14 protein-coding genes, 1 tRNA gene and 2 pseudogenes are annotated in these 17,170 nt (G+C 33.0%); 10 read left to right on the forward strand and 7 right to left on the reverse strand.

All coding sequences use genetic code 11. From position 1 onward, the window contains the following. Positions 1-88 precede the first annotated feature (88 nt). From AAGD45_RS04145 to murA, 3 genes are all read left to right on the forward strand, one after another. A complete protein-coding gene (locus tag AAGD45_RS04145; protein WP_341762121.1) occupies positions 89-1,834 on the forward strand; it encodes a 30S ribosomal protein S1 in 1,746 nt (581 codons plus the stop codon). A gap of 244 nt (positions 1,835-2,078) precedes the next feature. Then, positions 2,079-2,258 carry a hypothetical protein gene (locus tag AAGD45_RS04150; protein ID WP_341762122.1) on the forward strand — a complete coding sequence of 60 codons (180 nt, stop codon included), beginning with the start codon at positions 2,079-2,081 and terminating at the stop codon, positions 2,256-2,258. Further along, positions 2,239-3,513, forward strand: a complete 1,275-nt coding sequence (murA, locus tag AAGD45_RS04155; protein ID WP_341762123.1) for a UDP-N-acetylglucosamine 1-carboxyvinyltransferase — start codon at positions 2,239-2,241, stop codon at positions 3,511-3,513. The genes AAGD45_RS04150 and murA overlap by 20 nt, the downstream gene beginning before the upstream one ends. 192 nt (positions 3,514-3,705) lie before the next feature. Here the strand turns inward: murA and AAGD45_RS04160 are convergent, their stop codons facing one another. Then, a complete protein-coding gene (locus AAGD45_RS04160) occupies positions 3,706-4,209 on the reverse strand; it encodes a CarD family transcriptional regulator (RefSeq protein WP_341762124.1) in 504 nt (167 codons plus the stop codon). 646 nt (positions 4,210-4,855) lie between these two features. Between AAGD45_RS04160 and AAGD45_RS04165 the strand changes: the two genes are divergently transcribed. Together AAGD45_RS04165 and AAGD45_RS04170 are read left to right on the forward strand one after the other, a co-directional pair. Further along, positions 4,856-4,930, forward strand: a tRNA-Cys gene (locus tag AAGD45_RS04165). A 21-nt stretch (positions 4,931-4,951) separates the two neighbouring features. Then, positions 4,952-5,881 (forward strand): site-specific tyrosine recombinase XerD, encoded by a 930-nt coding sequence (locus tag AAGD45_RS04170; RefSeq protein ID WP_341762125.1) that lies wholly within the window; start codon positions 4,952-4,954, stop codon positions 5,879-5,881. A gap of 473 nt (positions 5,882-6,354) precedes the next feature. On the opposite strand, the pseudogene AAGD45_RS04175 reads toward AAGD45_RS04170, so the two are convergent. From AAGD45_RS04175 to AAGD45_RS04185, 3 genes and pseudogenes are all read right to left on the reverse strand, one after another. Then, a pseudogene (locus AAGD45_RS04175) lies at positions 6,355-7,415 on the reverse strand (IS110 family transposase). A gap of 145 nt (positions 7,416-7,560) precedes the next feature. Continuing rightward, on the reverse strand, positions 7,561-7,722 hold the full coding sequence (locus tag AAGD45_RS04180; protein WP_341761148.1) for a hypothetical protein: 162 nt from the start codon (positions 7,720-7,722) through the stop codon (positions 7,561-7,563). Positions 7,723-7,891: 169 nt separating this feature from the next. Then, positions 7,892-9,103 carry an ankyrin repeat domain-containing protein gene (locus tag AAGD45_RS04185; RefSeq protein ID WP_341762126.1) on the reverse strand — a complete coding sequence of 404 codons (1,212 nt, stop codon included), beginning with the start codon at positions 9,101-9,103 and terminating at the stop codon, positions 7,892-7,894. A gap of 195 nt (positions 9,104-9,298) precedes the next feature. On the opposite strand from AAGD45_RS04185, the pseudogene AAGD45_RS04190 reads away from it, so the two are divergent. Then, positions 9,299-10,034 (forward strand): annotated as a pseudogene (locus AAGD45_RS04190) (HD domain-containing protein). Here the strand turns inward: AAGD45_RS04190 and AAGD45_RS04195 are convergent. Further along, entirely contained in the window at positions 9,955-11,280 is a 1,326-nt protein-coding gene (locus AAGD45_RS04195) for an MFS transporter (protein ID WP_341762128.1), read from the reverse strand. The pseudogene AAGD45_RS04190 and the gene AAGD45_RS04195 overlap by 80 nt on opposite strands. A 695-nt stretch (positions 11,281-11,975) precedes the next feature. On the opposite strand from AAGD45_RS04195, the gene AAGD45_RS04200 reads away from it, so the two are divergent. Next, positions 11,976-12,212 (forward strand): hypothetical protein, encoded by a 237-nt coding sequence (locus tag AAGD45_RS04200; protein WP_341762129.1) that lies wholly within the window; start codon positions 11,976-11,978, stop codon positions 12,210-12,212. An 82-nt stretch (positions 12,213-12,294) separates the two neighbouring features. Then, positions 12,295-12,876, forward strand: coding sequence for an MFS transporter (locus AAGD45_RS04205; protein WP_341762210.1), 582 nt, complete (start codon positions 12,295-12,297; stop codon positions 12,874-12,876). On the opposite strand, the gene AAGD45_RS04210 is transcribed toward AAGD45_RS04205, so the two are convergent. After that, on the reverse strand, positions 12,803-13,522 hold the full coding sequence (locus AAGD45_RS04210; RefSeq protein ID WP_341762130.1) for an HD domain-containing protein: 720 nt from the start codon (positions 13,520-13,522) through the stop codon (positions 12,803-12,805). The genes AAGD45_RS04205 and AAGD45_RS04210 overlap by 74 nt on opposite strands. Positions 13,523-13,664: 142 nt before the next feature. Then, positions 13,665-15,437 carry an ABC transporter ATP-binding protein gene (locus AAGD45_RS04215; protein ID WP_341762131.1) on the reverse strand — a complete coding sequence of 591 codons (1,773 nt, stop codon included), beginning with the start codon at positions 15,435-15,437 and terminating at the stop codon, positions 13,665-13,667. 314 nt (positions 15,438-15,751) lie between these two features. On the opposite strand from AAGD45_RS04215, the gene AAGD45_RS04220 reads away from it, so the two are divergent. Together AAGD45_RS04220 and AAGD45_RS04225 are read left to right on the forward strand one after the other, a co-directional pair. Next, positions 15,752-16,018 (forward strand): hypothetical protein, encoded by a 267-nt coding sequence (locus tag AAGD45_RS04220; protein ID WP_341762132.1) that lies wholly within the window; start codon positions 15,752-15,754, stop codon positions 16,016-16,018. A 141-nt stretch (positions 16,019-16,159) separates the two neighbouring features. Next, positions 16,160-17,110: an IS110 family transposase gene (locus tag AAGD45_RS04225; protein WP_341760977.1), complete on the forward strand. Its 951-nt coding sequence runs from the start codon at positions 16,160-16,162 to the stop codon at positions 17,108-17,110. The last annotated feature ends 60 nt before the right edge of the window (positions 17,111-17,170 follow it).

Below are 17,170 nucleotides of genomic sequence, written 5' to 3' on the forward strand. Positions count from 1 at the left end.
TAAGGCGAAGAACAACTTGCTTATGTAAATTCAAGTCAATTAACTATAATTTTTATACTAGACGGCACAACTAGTATTAGAGAATAATATGCAAAAATTTAAGAAAAAATTTGTTTCTCAACTTGCTGAAATTAGCATTCAATCTCACGAAGATTTTGCACAAATGCTTGAAGCCGTAAGTACTAGTCACGTAAAAGAAGGTACTGTTGTCAAAGGTCAAGTAGTAGGGATTGCTAAAGGCATTATCATAGTTGATGTTGGATTAAAGAATGAAGGCAGAGTTCCTATAGAAGAATTTGCTCTAGCTAGTAATCAACCTTTACCAGAAGTTGGCGAGATAGTTGATGTATATATTGAGAAAATTGAAGGGCGTAACGGTAGAACTATATTAAGTCGTGAAAAGGCCATTAGAGAAGAATCATGGGGACATTTAGAAATTGCATGTGCCAATAAACAGTTTGTTGATGGTATAATATTCGGACGTGTTAAAGGTGGATTTACTGTTGACGTATCAGGGGTTGTTGCCTTCTTACCTGGAAGTCAGGTAGATGTTAGACCAATAAAAGATATTGCTTCGTTAATGGGTATCAAGCAGCCATTCCAAATTTTAAAGATGGATAAGAAACTTGGTAATATCGTAGTTTCTAGAAGAGCCATACTTGAAGAATCAAGATCTGAGGCTAGAGACGAAATGTTATCGAAAATTAAGGAAGGAATAATATTAGATGGTACAGTAAAAAATATCACTGATTACGGTGCGTTTATTGCTTTAGGTAATTCAGGTAATGTAGACGGTCTATTGCACGTTACTGATATTTCATGGAGCAGAATAAATCACCCTTCTGAAGTTTTATCTCTAGATCAAAAGGTTAGGGTTATAGTTATAAAATTTAATGAAGAAACTAAGAGAATTTCACTTGGTATGAAGCAACTTGATCATAATCCATGGCAAAGTATAAAAGAAGAATTCTCAGTTGGCAAAGTAATGACTGGCAAAGTAACAAATATTGCTGATTATGGGGTATTTATTGAATTAAAAGATGGTATTGAAGGACTCGTTCATTCAAGTGAAATTAGCTGGGTAAAATCAAATCAACATCCTAAGAAAATGCTTACTATTGGTCAAGAAGTTCAATTCACAATTCTAGAAGTTGATACCGATAAACATAGAATATCTTTAAGTATTAAACAGTGTCAAGATAACCCAATTATTGGGTTTGCACATAGTCATCCAATAGGTAGTATAATTAAAGCACCAATACGAAATATCACTGACTTTGGTATGTTTGTAGCACTTAATGACAACATTGATGGTATGATTCATGAAACAGATATAAGTTGGGAAGGCAATGGTACTGAGCTGTTAAAAACATATAAAAAGAATGATCAAATAGAGTGTAAAGTCTTATCAATTGATATTGAAAAGGAACGTATAAGCTTAGGTATTAAACAACTAAGCTTTGACCCCCAGCAAGATGAATTTGACATGTACAAAAAAAATATGGTCGTTACTTGCTCAGTTACTGAAGTTAAAGATGATGGGATAGAAGTTATTTTAGACGACAAAATACCGGGCTTCATCAAAAAAGCTGATCTTTCTAGTGAAAAAGCTGATCAAAAAACTGAAAGATTTGTCCCTAATGACAGAATTGATGCAAAAATCATTACCATTGATAAGGCATCTCGTAAAGTTACTTTGTCAATAAAAGCACTTGAAATAGAAAAGAGAGAAAAAGCTATCAAAGAATATGGTTCTGCTGATAGTGCTGCTAGTCTAGGGGACATACTTGGAACAGCTCTTGACAATAAAGGAGACAAGAACGGTAAAACTTGATATTTATTAGATATCTTTGGCAAACTCGCTTATGCTGAGGAATTTAAAGAAGCCACGGAATATCGACCCGCAGCGGACGATGATGTACGTGAGGAGCAGCAGTAGCCGGTAGCACGAATAAGTTATACCATTTCCGAAAACTAATCATCACATCGTCGTACTTCATGATCTCCGCTCCTCACGTACTAGTTGTACGCGAAGGTAGCCGACACTCGTACTCCGAGTAGCAATTTAGTTTTGGGAAATGGTATTACCAGCAGAAGTAGAGTTTGCCAAAGATATCTATTATTGTTTTGTAGCAAAATCGAAGGTCTTTACTTCAATTTTGCTACTCAATTTTTACCTAAAAATTTGCAAATTGGTTACCACTTTTCAAGTTTTTGTAAGTAATATAGGATTTTCCCATGGACAGTTTGATAATTAAAGGCGGTATCCCTCTTGAAGGTAGTATTAGCATTAGTGGGGCTAAAAATTCGGCCCTACCAATTATGACTGCAGCACTACTTACAGATAAGCTTAGTATTAACAATGTTCCAAAGCTTACTGATATTCTCACAATGAAAAAATTACTTGAGAATTTAGGTAGTGTTGTTACTTTAACTGATCATCAAGATCGATTGAGTATGGATATCGACAGCAGCAATATTAATAATTTTACTGCACCATATGATATAGTACGTAAAATGCGTGCTTCTATTTGGGTTCTAGGACCTCTACTTTCTAGATTTTCTAAAGCTAAGGTTTCCTTACCTGGAGGATGTGCTATAGGTGCTCGACAAGTTGATCTACATGTAGCAGTTCTACAAGCTATGGGAGCAAATGTTGACGTCGATCATGGTTATATTAATGCTACAATTAAAGGTAGATTAAAAGCTGTACATTTTGTTTTTAATAAAATATCTGTTGGAGCAACAATTAATGCCATAATGGCTGCTACTTTGGCTGAAGGAGAAACAATATTATTTAACTGTGCTAGAGAACCAGAAATCATTGATCTGTGCCATTGTCTTAGCAAAATGGGTGCAGAAATAGGTGGAATTGCTACAAATGAAATAAGAATAATTGGTAGATCTCATTTAAAAAATGTCAATTATTCAATTATGCCGGATCGTATTGAAGCTGGTACTTACATGATTGCTGCTGCTATTACTAAAGGCAATTTAAACATTTATGGAATCAGCAATAATATCGTTGAAAATATAGTATTAAAGCTTATTGAAGCTGGTATAGAAATTTTACCTATTGATAATGGTTTAAGAGTTTCTTACGTAGGTAAATTAAACCCTGTGGACATCCATACAAACCCATATCCAGGGTTTGCAACAGATTTACAAGCTCAGTTTATGAGCCTTATGACTCTTTGCAAAGGTTCTTCTATAATTACAGAAAACATTTTTGAGAATCGCTTTATGCATGTTCCTGAATTATGCAGAATGGGTGCAAATATAACAGTTAACGGAAAGAGTGCTATAATACGGGGTGTACCTTTTTTGACAGGAGCAGAAGTAATGGCAAGCGACCTCAGAGCATCAGTATCCCTAGTATTAGCTGGACTTGCCGCCAACGATACAACAAGAATACACCGAATCTACCACTTAGACCGTGGATACCAAACATTGGAGAAAAAACTAACCAGTTGCGGGGCAAATATAGTACGAATTACTGGAGGTAATGTTTAAATAAATTCGTTATATTTAGGTAGAACTTCAAGAATTAAGATTCCCGCGACCTAAAGATCGAAACTACTCCGTTACTCATGTACGTTACGCTGCTCGACTTTGCTACTGCCTAGCTCTTCTTGAAGTTATACTATCGTCTATCAATTCTTGAAATCATAGCAGTGTATCACCTTGGGAAAATGAGTTTCCAATTTACGCAGCGAGCTTATCTCTCAATACTTCAATTAATTTATTAATTGCTTCGTCAGGATTTATATTCTCAAGAATTGCAAGCTCCCCAGCTAGCCTATTTAAGGCTGATTCATAAATAGTCCTTTCACTATAAGATCGATCACTATCAACATTCTTATAGAGATCTCGTACCACTTCTGCTACAGATACTACATTACCAGAATTTATTTTACCCTCATATTCTTGTGCTCTTCTACTCCACATCCTATTACCTTGCTTAGCTTTACCCTGAAGTGTTGAATATATTAAAGCTAAATCAGTTTTACTAACAAGTTTTCTAAGACCCGAAATAGCAGCTCTGTTTACCGGTACTTTCAAAGTCATTTTGTCTTGAGGGAACGATATTACATAAACCTTAATATCAGCACCAGCTATGATTTGGTGTTCTACATTTACTATCTCTCCAACTCCATGAGATGGATATACAATTCTTTCTCCTACTTTAAATTCAGACGATGTTGACATGCTTACTCCTTTCCATTATAAAAACTTAGACCATGGTCAATTGATTTGAATTTGTGTCAGTGAGTTGCAAATAATTAAATCCTAACTATAGATATTTTGCAAATCACAATACTAAAGATAACACTCCCTAAATATACTCAAATGTGACTCCGAATTAGATTTGAAAATGAGGAAAGAACCCACTAGACGTACATTATGGTACGGGAGTCCTTGATATTTTCAAATAACAATTCTTCGAAACAGAATTAGTATACAATACAGACTAATTTTACTCTGTGGTAGTATAGCATATTTTAGAAGGATAACAAAGTATAAGTTATAAAAAAATATTACCCTAACCTGAATTCGATGTAACAAGTTACATCGAATTCAGTATTATATATAGAAACAATCAGGTTTGAAGCGGCTGCCTAAAATATAACACTCCATTCAACATGTGATTTTAATAATTAAAATCACATGTTGAATGATGAAAAAAGTTAAAATGCACTCGCAGAACCGCTTTAAGAGTGCATTTTTCCTTATAACAAAGCCAGTTCGATATAAGAATTATTAATTCTTATATCGAACTGAGGTTACCCTGCCTAAAACAAAAGAAAAATAAGTTGCCTTTTGCTCTAATATTGGTTAGTATTCAAAGCCTTTAGGCTAGGTAGCAAAGTGGTAATGCCGTGGACTGCAAATCCTCAATGCGCCGGTTCGATTCCGGCCCTGGCCTCCATTAAAACAAACTGTACATAATATGGTAGAGTTTATCGAACAATTCCTAGAAATGATGATAGCGGAGCGTGGTGTAGCTAATAATTCCGTACTTGGCTACAAAGGTGATCTGTTAGATTTTCAGAAATTTTTATCACAGAATAACTTGTTAGAGCTGAATATTAAAGCTGAAAATATTAGAGACTGGATAGAATATTTATCAGGAAATGGCTTGCAGGCAAGATCAATCAACCGGAAAATATCCACTATAAAAAACTATTATGAATTTTTAATTAGCGAAAAGCATACCAATTATAATCCTGCTTTGATGGTAGATCTACCAAGATATCAAACTAAACTTCCTTCTACATTATCAATTGATAAAATCAAAGATTTACTTTTCTATTGTGATCAAGACAAAAATCCTGATTCCATACGCCTAAAAGCAATGATTCATTTATTATATGCAAGTGGATTACGTGTTTCTGAGCTTGTCAGTATAAGGTTAACTGATATTTTAGTAAATCAAATGTCCCAAAATATTAGAAAAATATTTTCAATAATCGGTAAAGGTAATAAAGAAAGGATGGTGATAATCAACGAACAGGCTACCATGAGTTTGTCTGATTATTTAACTATTCGTAGTAAATTTATAAGCAAAAAACACCCTAAAAGTCAAATTTATTTATTTTGCTCTTCTTCAACTAGTGGTCATATGACTAGGCAGAATTTTGCAATTCTGTTAAAACAAGCATCTATTAAGGCTGGGCTAGACCCAAGTAATATCTCCCCACATACTTTACGTCACAGTTTTGCAAGCCATTTGCTAGAAGGCGGTGCAGATCTTAGGGTAATTCAAGAACTACTTGGACATGCTGATATTAGTACTACCCAAATTTACACACATATACAAACAAAGCATCTAAAACAGGCTTTAGATCATCATCCGCTTAAATCATCTATACTCAAATGATGTAAAGAATTAATGGTATACTCAGGTAGAACTTCAAGAATTGGCGTTCCCGCGACTCATCTTCGAGATAAATATGAGCAGAAATTATGCTATAGAAGTAGATTGTCATGCGGTGTGTGGGACAGAAAATTAAATTTTTGTTACTGACTACATGTATGGACCTCCTGTAAAATGCAAGAAAAAAATAACATCTAATAGCAAAAATGCAAATGCATACATGTATCCGGCTTATAGTTAATAAATTATGTGTAATTTATCCTACAGCCCTGATGGAATTCGCTGGCTTACAAATTTACTATATACTTATCATTTTATCGGCTTCAAAGAGCCATTGTAGTCATCAGTTTTTTTGTAAGCTAAGGTTTGTCTTATTTACCATCAATATTATTATCTCACGCATATTCCGGGTTGGAATCTCTTACATATTCTTTGTTTACCTATTAATTAATAAACCACTATTTATTTTATGTTAATTATAATAGCTCTGTGCTACAAACTTTACTCTCTACATAATCATCCCCTGACCTTAGTACTGCAAACACCACTCTTGCCAGTTTATTAGCTCAGCAACTACTGTTTTATTATGTCCATTTCGCTCAGATAAATTAAACATCCACTGCGTAAATTTGCTAAAATCTTTTTTAGATTTTTGTTCTTCCGATGTAAATCTTATCTTGGCATTTAGTACAGCTCTAGCTCCTTGGATCAATAAAGTACGCAAGTAAACATCACCTCGCTTGCTAATTCCAAGCAATTTATCTTTCCCTCCACTGGAATGCTGCCTTGGCACTAATCCAAGCCATGCCGATAATTGCCTACCATTCTCAAAACTTGTAGCATTACCTATTGATGCTATTAAAGCAGTAGCAGTAATTAAACCAAGACCAGGTATAGCTGTTAATCGTTGATATTGAGTTAAGTTGCTAGCTATTATTTTTAATCTTTTTTCTATCTCTTTTATTTTTTTGTCATTATCCAAAAATTCCTCTTTCAGTTCACTAAATGTTTGATAACCCAGCTGGCTTAAATTTCCTTCATCTAAAATCTCGGTTAATTTTGTCATAACCTTATTGATCCCTTGAGGAATAATAAAACCAAATTCATGTAGTAGACCCCTAATTTCATTAGCAAGGGCAGTACGATTTTTTACCAATCTCTCTCTTACTCGATGAATTGATAAAATATCTTGTTGTTCTACAGTTCTAATTGGTACAAACCTCATATTTGGTCTTGTTACCGCTTCACATATAGCTTCTGCATCAGCTTGATCATTTTTATTAGTTTTAACATACGGTTTGACAAATTGTGCTGCCATTAGTTTTACTGTATGCCCCAATTTAGTTATTTCTCTTGCCCAGTAACTAGCTCCGCCGCAAGCTTCCATCCCTACCAAACATTTTGGTAAATTAGCCATAAATGTTAAAACTTGATCTCTCATTAATTTTTTCTTTAATACCGTCTTACCATTTTTATCTACACCATGAATTTGGAAAATTCTTTTTGCAATATCTATACCAATTGTGGTAACTTCCATCTTAGCCTCCTGATTGTTATTTTAATATTTAATATTAACTTTAGAAGATTAGCAACTGCTTTTCATTCTGTATATCAGGAGGTCCATACCATTATTTTTTCACCTGTGGAATTTTATAATAAAGAAATACTGATAAAAGTGTACTTTAATGACAAGAGTTTTTATTTGAAACAAAACAATGGTAATACACATAAGAAGCATTATGTTGACTAATTTTTAGTATGTCAAGTAGAAAAGTGATGTTTACATGACTACAAACTTCATGCCAAAACCACTGCAAACCTGATTCTTTAGACGTTTTAAGCACTTTTTTGTCTCGAAGATGAGCCGCGACCAAAGATCGAAGCTGCTCACGTACTAATGTACGCCTAGCAGCTCGACTTTGCTACTGCCTAGCTCTTCTTGAAGTTATACTATCGTCTACCAACTCTTCATTTACGAGTAGTATATTAGCTATATAATACATATGAGTAATTTCATTGGTCATGATGATCAGAATCACCTAATGGTTTCATTATATCATCTTGGTGAATTATTTCATCTGTCAAACCAGTTCTTGGATTAGAAATAGGTGTTTCAAATGATAAATTGTTAACAAAACTTCTTACAGAAATTTTCATTTTTTTTGTCAGTTGTTCCGAGGCATCTAGTCCATCCATGAATGGAAAGTGGTCTTCGTCCCAGTTAAAGAGTATAGAAGGGTTATCTAATATATGGAAAATACGACAAAATTCATCTTTATCCCAATCATTAGGTAATTCTTTGTGTTCAGAAACATAACGAAATGCTTCTACAAATTTTTTTATTTCTTCTTCAAGATGTCTAGCTTCTTTTAATATTTCTTCACCAAATTTTGCTAATTTCTCCATGACGTTTTCTATCTCACAAACATTAGCATAATTTTTAAGTAGTACCATTACTGTTTCAGGGTGTTCATGTTCTATTGCTATTTCTAAGGGATATTGCTTATCATGAGGCCACCTTTCATCTAAATACTCTTGTACATTGACTAAAGAAGGATCATTTTTTATCATCTTTTCTACAACAGTAGAAAATCCTGCCCGTATTGCAGTATGTATAGCGTGATAATCATAGTTACCATTGTTATAAAAAACATTTACTGATGCATGATGATCTATTAGTGTATGGGCTGTATTAATATAGTCCTCCTTTTGTTCTGAATTCTTTGTAATATCACTATTATCTTCTGTATCAGAATCTACTTTAGAGTCTGTATCAGGTATGTCGTCAGGGTTTGCATCATATATATCTTGATATTTGGCAACCCATAGATCCAACACATTAAATAATGGTGTATTATATAATTCTCCTTTGTCCTTAAACCAAAATCTTGTAATGTCTTTACCCCAACCCTTACTATCCACTTGAGCTCCGTGATCAAGTAATATCTCTACTGCCTGATATTTAGTGTTCAATGCTGCTTCATGTAAAGCTGTCCTTTTTTCATAACCTAACACATCTACCGTAGCACCAGACTTAATTAATAACTCTATTATATCAGTAAACCCTTCTTTTGCCGCTATATGTAATGGAGTTCTACCATTAATATCTTTGACGTTAATATCAAGGTTAGGCAATTCTAATATTTTTCTTACTTCCTCAATATTTCCACTCTTAACTGCCACATGTAGTTGCATAGTGCTAGCTACATCTTTATCTTTACTCATCTGATCCTCTTTTATATAATCATTATAGTTGAATTATATCATATTTTTCCTACCCACTAAGCATATTTATGAAAAAATTTATACAACATAGGTTAGAAAATATTGCATCTTTTTAAAGATAAAAAGTAGTAAATGCTTTAAATAGTCAAAATTTTAGTTTATTATAACTTTATAATTAAAATATCATGGTTTCTTATGGAAGATGTTAATAACTATTGGGATAATTCAAAATACCAGTATTGCAGCATATGCTGAGAGGTTGCTTAAGGAGTTAATTTTGCTAAATAAAAAAGTAAAGCAACCAATAGACATGTATGAAGTCAAAAAAGGCATCTACTATGCTAAAAAATATCATGGTAGTCAAATGAGGCAGTCCGGCGAGCCATATTACTCACACCCAATAGAGGTGGCTTATATGGTTGCCCAGTACACAGCCCTAGAAATTCCACGATTGTTTAGAACTGACATGGTTGTTACCGCATTACTGCACGACACCATTGAGGATACAAAACTTACCGAAAAGATGATTGCTTACATCTTTGGCAGTCAAGTGGCTAGTCAAGTAGAAGACCTGACTAGGGTCAAGTCTCATGGCAAGATTAGCTCGGCGGAAATGGTCGAAATGTTATATAAAGAAAAGAAACATGATGTGCTTTTAGTTAAGTTATTTGACAGATTACATAATATACAAACGGTTAGTGCTAAATCACCGGAAAAAGCTAAAAAGATTATAGAAGAGACCTTACGTTATTTCGTAGTTTTAGCAGAATATTTAGGGTTACCTAGCGTATCAAAATTAATACACATATATACTACTATTAATGTATTGACAGACATTGATTTAAATGCAACTAATTTTTCTTATCAAAATAATTACCAGCCGCTTTCTCTAATCTACCAAAATGCATTACACCAAAACTATAACTTATAACCACAGGTATCATTATAATTAATAATCCTATATAGCCAAAAAACTCAACTAAATACACCAGTCCGAATGAAGTTATTATATACATTATAACACGTGATAAAGCATAAGAAAAAGATGAATAAGTAAAACGTCGGAAAATTGATATATGCGTATATGTTATTGGTCTTGCTGGCACATAGTCACAGGCAAATAGCATTATACAACATTGAATAAAAAATATAGTATAATGACTAGATGTTTTTGTTATTAACATTGGGGTAAGTAACATAACAATTATAAACAAGCATAGTTTAGCTTTGATGATTTTTGGTGGATAAACTTTATAACTTAAAAAAGTCAATACTAACATTCCTATTAATTGAATTATTGAAACAATAAAATTTTGATGAATGATTTGTTCTGAGCTGAATCCAAAATCTTGCTTAAGAATATTACCACAATAAACATAAGCAAAGTAAAAACATACTGGCCAAGCACAATCCATAAAAAACAAAGCTATTATGTTTTTCCTATCACTATTTTTTTCTACAATTCCTTTCCATATAGGATTAGATTTTAAGTCTTTTTTTGAGTCACCTAAAATATTTTTTACCCGTCTTTTTGCGTCAGCAAAATCAGTAGTTTCCTTTAAAGTTGTTCGTGCTATAACACCTATTATAGCTACCCCTGCTCCAAACCAAAATGCTATACGCCAATTTAAATTATGTAAGGTTGTAAAAGATGCAATAGCTAATGCAAATGTACCACCTAATATAGAAAAGACAGAGGTTAATGCTACTACTGGGTATTGGATAGGTGGTTTTGTTATTTCAGTTAAGTATAATTGTGCACCTATAAATTCTCCCATAGATGATAAGCCTTGAAGAATTCGACATATTGTAACTAATATAGTAGCAATGAGTCCAACTTCAGCATAAGTTGGAAGATTAGCCATCACAAAACAGGATAAAGCCATCATAAAAGTTGTAATAATAACAGTTGCCTTACGTCCAATATTATCTCCTATCCAGCCAAATAGCAAAGCCCCAAATGGTCTTAATAAATAAGTAGAACAAAAAGCAAAAGCAGCATAAATTGCTGCAGTATGAGGGTCAGATTTTGGAAAAAACAACTCATTCAACAATACCGCCATATGAACATAAAGCATCAGATCAAAATACTCTAGGAAAGTCCCTATTGAAAGCAATCCAACAGCTTCTTTTTGTTCTTTCGTTAGGCTTCTTTGTTCCTGCTGATATCCTATCATTTATTCACCTTAAATATATTTATTAGTATTTATAAATACTGAAGATTTGGTTAATTAATAGCAAGAAAATTATAGTATCGAAAATTGAAATAATAAATCTTGGTTGTAACAATATCACGGTTCTATAAACAAATTACTCACCTTACGCATAACCCCCATGGCAATTTAAAAGTCATAGGAAAAACAGCCTAGCGTCTATTAGCGAGGAGCTGCAACGCAGCGACGAAGCAATGAATGTGGATTGCCACGACCACTACGTGGTTTCGCAATGACATCTTGTACTTTCCTACAATTTTTAAATGCCATACATAAGGTGAACAAATTAGAAGGGGGAAAAAAGATATTTGGTAAAAATATAGGCTGAGATCAACGAGATGTTGATTATCAAAATCGTATCGCATACGAGTAGAATATTGGATATTGTTTATATATGAAAAACTACTTAATTTTTTTATTAAAAATTAAGTTGACTATTATTTTAGAATTGATTCTAATTAAAATATTGCAACATAAATCAACCTAATAGCATGGCAAAATATAAAATGGCTGATGATTTTGATGATAGGGATAAAGGTAACGGGAAGGAAGAAGACAAGGTAAGTCTTGATCTGTTTAAGAGTGCAGTTTAGGAATATTTAAGAAGGATGCTACACGAGTCTATACTGATGTTTTTTCAGAGGTGGGGCAATGGGTTAATGCTATTAAGACAATCACTACAATATCCTAACAAGAATGCAGAAATTTCTGTGTCTGCTGCAGTTTGGGCTGATAAACAATTAGAATCGCATTGTCAACAATTTCACTCATATCAGGGGGCATCTTCTTCCCAGCATAATGCTTCGTACGAAACTTGTCCTAGTACATCTGACTCGGAAGACGATACAGCACTAGCTGAAACTGTTAAACTCCATATGTGTTGTGAAATTATGTAGTATCAATTCCATAAATCGTCATCCCCTATGCCAATTGGTATAGGGAGTTTCTGTTTCCCTAGGAGCATTAGGTGCTTTAGCTATTGCCTCACTTGTTACTTCTTATGGCTTTAACTGGCGTGCAGCATTTTGGATAGGTGCAGTAATTGCACTGATTGGTTTTATTGCAAGAACGAAGCTACGAGAAACGCCTGAATTTGCTGATGCCAAACGTCAACTAAAAAAAGTTTTTGCACAAACTAATACAGATACCAGTACTTTAGTAAAAAATCCTATTTGGACAGAAAAAGTTAATAAAAAAACAATATTAGCTCTTTTTTTCTTACAATGTGCTTTACCTATAGGTTTTTATTTTATTTATATATATTGTAGTAATATTTTACAAACTAACTTTGGTTATACAATTGCTGAGGTTATTCATCATAATTTTATTCTATGTCTAATACAGCTCTTGGTTGTATCAATATTAGCTTATTTAAGTTACAAAATATATCCACTATTAACCATGAAAATTTCCGTTATTACTGCTTTTGGCTTCACTTATCTTGTTAACCATTTTGGCTATTGGGGATTATGGGTTATTATGATCCCTACAATTGTGGGGTTCGCATACGGGCTATTACATTTTGAAAAGTTGGAGAAAGTGGCGGGGAATTATCCATAGAATTTTGATGATTATGTTGATCAAACTGCTGTATGGATAAATTTTTATAACATAATGCAGTTAAGTCTTGTGTTATTGTTGGTATTTTTAAATGCATAGCAATGATTATAAAATTTTTTACGGTTTCTTCAATAATCTTCCTAGCTTTTTCAGGTGATTTAACTCCTAGAGTTTGTAAGTTGTGAACTCGGTCAAATAATTTAATCAATGCCACATCATATTTTTCTTGTTGAAGTAATATATCTAATGTTTCTGCCGAGCTAATCTTGCCGTGAGGCTTGTTCCTGCTTAAGTCTTCTACTTGACTAGCAACCTGCTCCCCAAAAATATAAGCAATCATTTTTGCGGTAAGTGTTGTATCCTCAATGGTGTCATGTAGTATGCTGGTAACAATAATGTCAGTACGAAAAAGATAATCAGAGATCATATACGCCACCTCTAGTGGATGAGAGTAATAAGGCTCGCCTGACTGCCTCATTTGGCTGCCATGATATTTCTTGGCGTAATAAATAGCCTTTCTAACCTCATCAATATCTATTGACCGGTTTACTTCCTCATTCATCTTACGTAATTTGTCCAGTAATCTAGTAGCATATTGACAAGGTGCATACTTTGAGTTGTCCCAATAATTAATATCTTCTTCCATAAAAACCATAAATATTTTTATATTCAATTTATAGATTAAACTAAAATATAAATTATTACCAAGGATTTTTTATCTATTTTTAAAAAAGATGAATATTTTTGTATTTTGTTGTTGTGTGAATAGACAGCTACTCCCTTTATGTTCACTTATCCCCCTCCTCTAATTCCTTATTATATAATTTATAATATTCCGCTTTATTGTCCATAAGTTGTGAGTGAGTTCCTTGTTCAAATATCATACCAGATTTCATAACAACTATATGATCAACATCCTTAATGCTCGATAAACGATGTGTTATAATTAGGGTGGTTTTATTCTCACGAATATTTACTAAAGAATTTAGAATTAATCGCTCAGAATTTTGGTCTAATGAACTTGTTGCTTCATCCCAAACTAAAATTGCTGCTGATTTCAAAAAAGCTCTAGCTATCGCTAAACGTTGACGTTGTCCACCTGAAAGTGTTGAACCTTGATTACCAATGATCGTATCATACCCTGCAGGCAGATTTGAGATAAATTGATGAGCATCAGCATATTTTGCTGCTATAATAATCTGATCACGAGTTGCATTTGGATTACCATAAGCAATATTTTCTGCAACACTAGTGTCAAATAATGTAGTATCTTGAGTTACTAAAGAAATTTGCTGCCTTAAAGAGTCAATCCTTATATCTTTAATATCATAATTATCAATTAAAATTTGTCCGCTAGTTGGGTTATAGAATCTTACTAATAAATTAGATAACGAGGTTTTTCCACTGCCAGAACGTCCAACAAAAGCTGTAGTTTTCCCTGGCATTATTTTTAGATTAATGAGCTTTAAAGCTACTTTATTATTAAATTTTAGCTCGACATTGTTAAAAATTATTTGTGGATTAACTAACTGAACATTTTGAGCATTTACACTATCTTTAATAATAGGCTCAGTATCTAGAATATTAAAAACTCTTCTTGTTGCAGCAATACCCTCTTGTAAGTTTACATTTAAAGAAACCAAACTTTTAAAAGGTCTATAAGCTGCAAGAAATGCAGTAATAAAAGCAAAAAATGCTCCTGGTGTAGTTTCTCCTTTTATGACTAACAACCCACCATACCAAATAAGCCCTCCAACTGTAATACCACTTAATACTTCCATGATTGGTGAAACCAATGCATCCAGTTTTGCAGTTTTCTTTAGAAAACGTAAAATATTACTAGAGAGCAATAAAGCTCGATTGCTTTCAATTCTCTCTCCTAAGAAAGACTTAACAATTTTAATTGACTGAAAAGTTTCATCTAACCTAGAAGTATAATTAGCTAATTCCTCTTGAGCTTGACCTGATATTCTACGAATTTTTTTCCCTAATTTCTGTATTGGATAAATTGCTAGGGGAAATGCTAGAAACACAATACAAGACAACCCAGGTTCTAACTTAAACATCACTATGATAAGACCTATTACTGTTAAAAAATGTTTGGCAAATCCTACTAGTAAATTTGACACAGCACCACGCATCATGGAAATATCGTTAGTAAAACGTGATATTAAACGCCCCGATGATTGAGATTGAATAAAGAGAATGTCGGCAAACAATAGATGCTCATACATCTTAATTTGCAGATCGGTTAAAATCCTCTGACCAAGAAATTTAATTAAATAATTTGAATAATATTCAGCTATCCCTTTAATAGTAAATGTTATTACTACCATTAACGGTAAAAATAATAACATTTGACGATTTCCTGTTAAAAATATTTGATCAATAGTTGGTTGCACTAAATTAACGCTATAAGCAGCACACATAGCTGCAACTACCATACAAAATACTGCTATGCTGATCTGTTTGAGATATGGTTTTATATGATCAATTATTAACCTTCTTAAAGTACTATAGGCACTGTAGTCATACTTTATTAGATTATGTTTTTTTTGCAAAATTCTCTCCTTCAGTTTAGTAATTTGTTATATAGCTAACCAAGGTTAGTATTTATCCATAGCAAATTGGCGTCATTGCGAGATCACATAGTGGTCGTGGCAATCCATATTCATTGGATTGCTTCGTCGTGCTTACGCACTCCTCGCAAGAGCAGAGAGAGTGTTTTAAAAATTTCCTTCCACCCGTATATATATTATCGTTTCAGCAATCTTATGATTCTCTCAAAAAATTTCTATACTGTTTTTTTAGCAAAATTCCCCAAATTTAACCTACAAAAAAATCTATTTTTAACCCTATTACAAGGGAAGGAAATATGACAGAATCGTTAACTTTTTCTCGCCCTATAGTTGAAAATCAAGATATTATCTTTTATAACATAGTCGGTAATTTTGTCCCACCTGAATGGCGAAATCTTACCAATAATTGTGGTAAACAATTAAGTAAAACGTCTCGTCAACTTTTATCGTTGATAGTTTCTTGCACGAAAACTGATAGCTACAACAATACACAAGAATTACAAGAAGGCTATCATTTTTTCGAGAAAGAGCTAGGTTCTTATATCTTTAAATTATATAAGTAATTGTAAGAGGGTGACTTGATAGGTTCTTGATTGAAATAATCGTGCACAGAATAAGTACCCTCTTACAAGGTTTGCTTTGAACAAATTGCAGAAGGTGCTGGAAGTAGCAGCCTTGCACAATAAGATGAAGGAGATTATATCATGAGTAAAATAATAGGTCTAGATGTAAGTAAAAAATGGTTAGATATATGTTTATATGAGTCTAACAATAAACCGATATATAATCGTTTTTCCAATGATAAGTTAGGGCATGAAGAACTGATAAAATTAATAAAAGAGCAAGAAATTAAGATAATAGTATGTGAGCCTACTGGAGGTTATGAAGCAGAGATTTGCCAAGAATTGTATAATAATAAGCAACAGATACATAAGGTCAATACCTATAGTTTTAATTCATTTAGTAAATCGGTGAATTTGTGTAAAACTGATAAGAAGGACGCATTTAAATTAGCATATTATGGCGATAAGATGCAACTTACAGCTAATTATTTATATCAAGTTGAATCAGAGACTTTGAAGAGATGTCAGCAAAGGCGAGAAGATTTAGTATTAATGCTTAGCAATGAAAAGAAGAGGCTACATCATAGTATTGATGGCATTGATAAAGAGAGTATAGAAAAACTCATTAAATTTTTACAGAATGAAATAGCTGAGCTTGATAAGAAATTAAATGAGGTAATAGATGAATCAGAAGAGTTGAAAGAGAAGGTAAAAATATTAGAGAGTGTGCCTGGTATTGGTAAATGCGTAGCTAAAAAACTAATTAGTTTTTTACCTGAATTAGGAAATAAAAATTATAGTAGTAACGAATTGTCAGCAATTGTGGGGATAGCTCCTTATGCTCGTGATAGTGGTAATAAGCAAGGACGAAGATTTATTAGAGGTGGCAGGAAAATACCACGAGATGCTTTATACATGGCGGTATTGGCGGGGAAAAATGGTGTCAAAAATAGTTTTCAATATTTAAAAGCTTTATATGATAGGCTTGTTAACAATTTTAAACCTAAAAAGGTTGCTATAGTTGCGTGCATGCGTAAACTACTTGAAGTGTGCCATAAACTTATTCAACAAAAACGTTGTTTTGTTATTTAGATAAATATTTTTTATTTTTTTGAAAATTTAGATAAAAGATAATTGCTGTTGACAAAAATT

Source organism: Candidatus Tisiphia endosymbiont of Thecophora atra, from assembly GCF_964026395.1.
Taxonomy (GTDB): domain Bacteria; phylum Pseudomonadota; class Alphaproteobacteria; order Rickettsiales; family Rickettsiaceae; genus Tisiphia.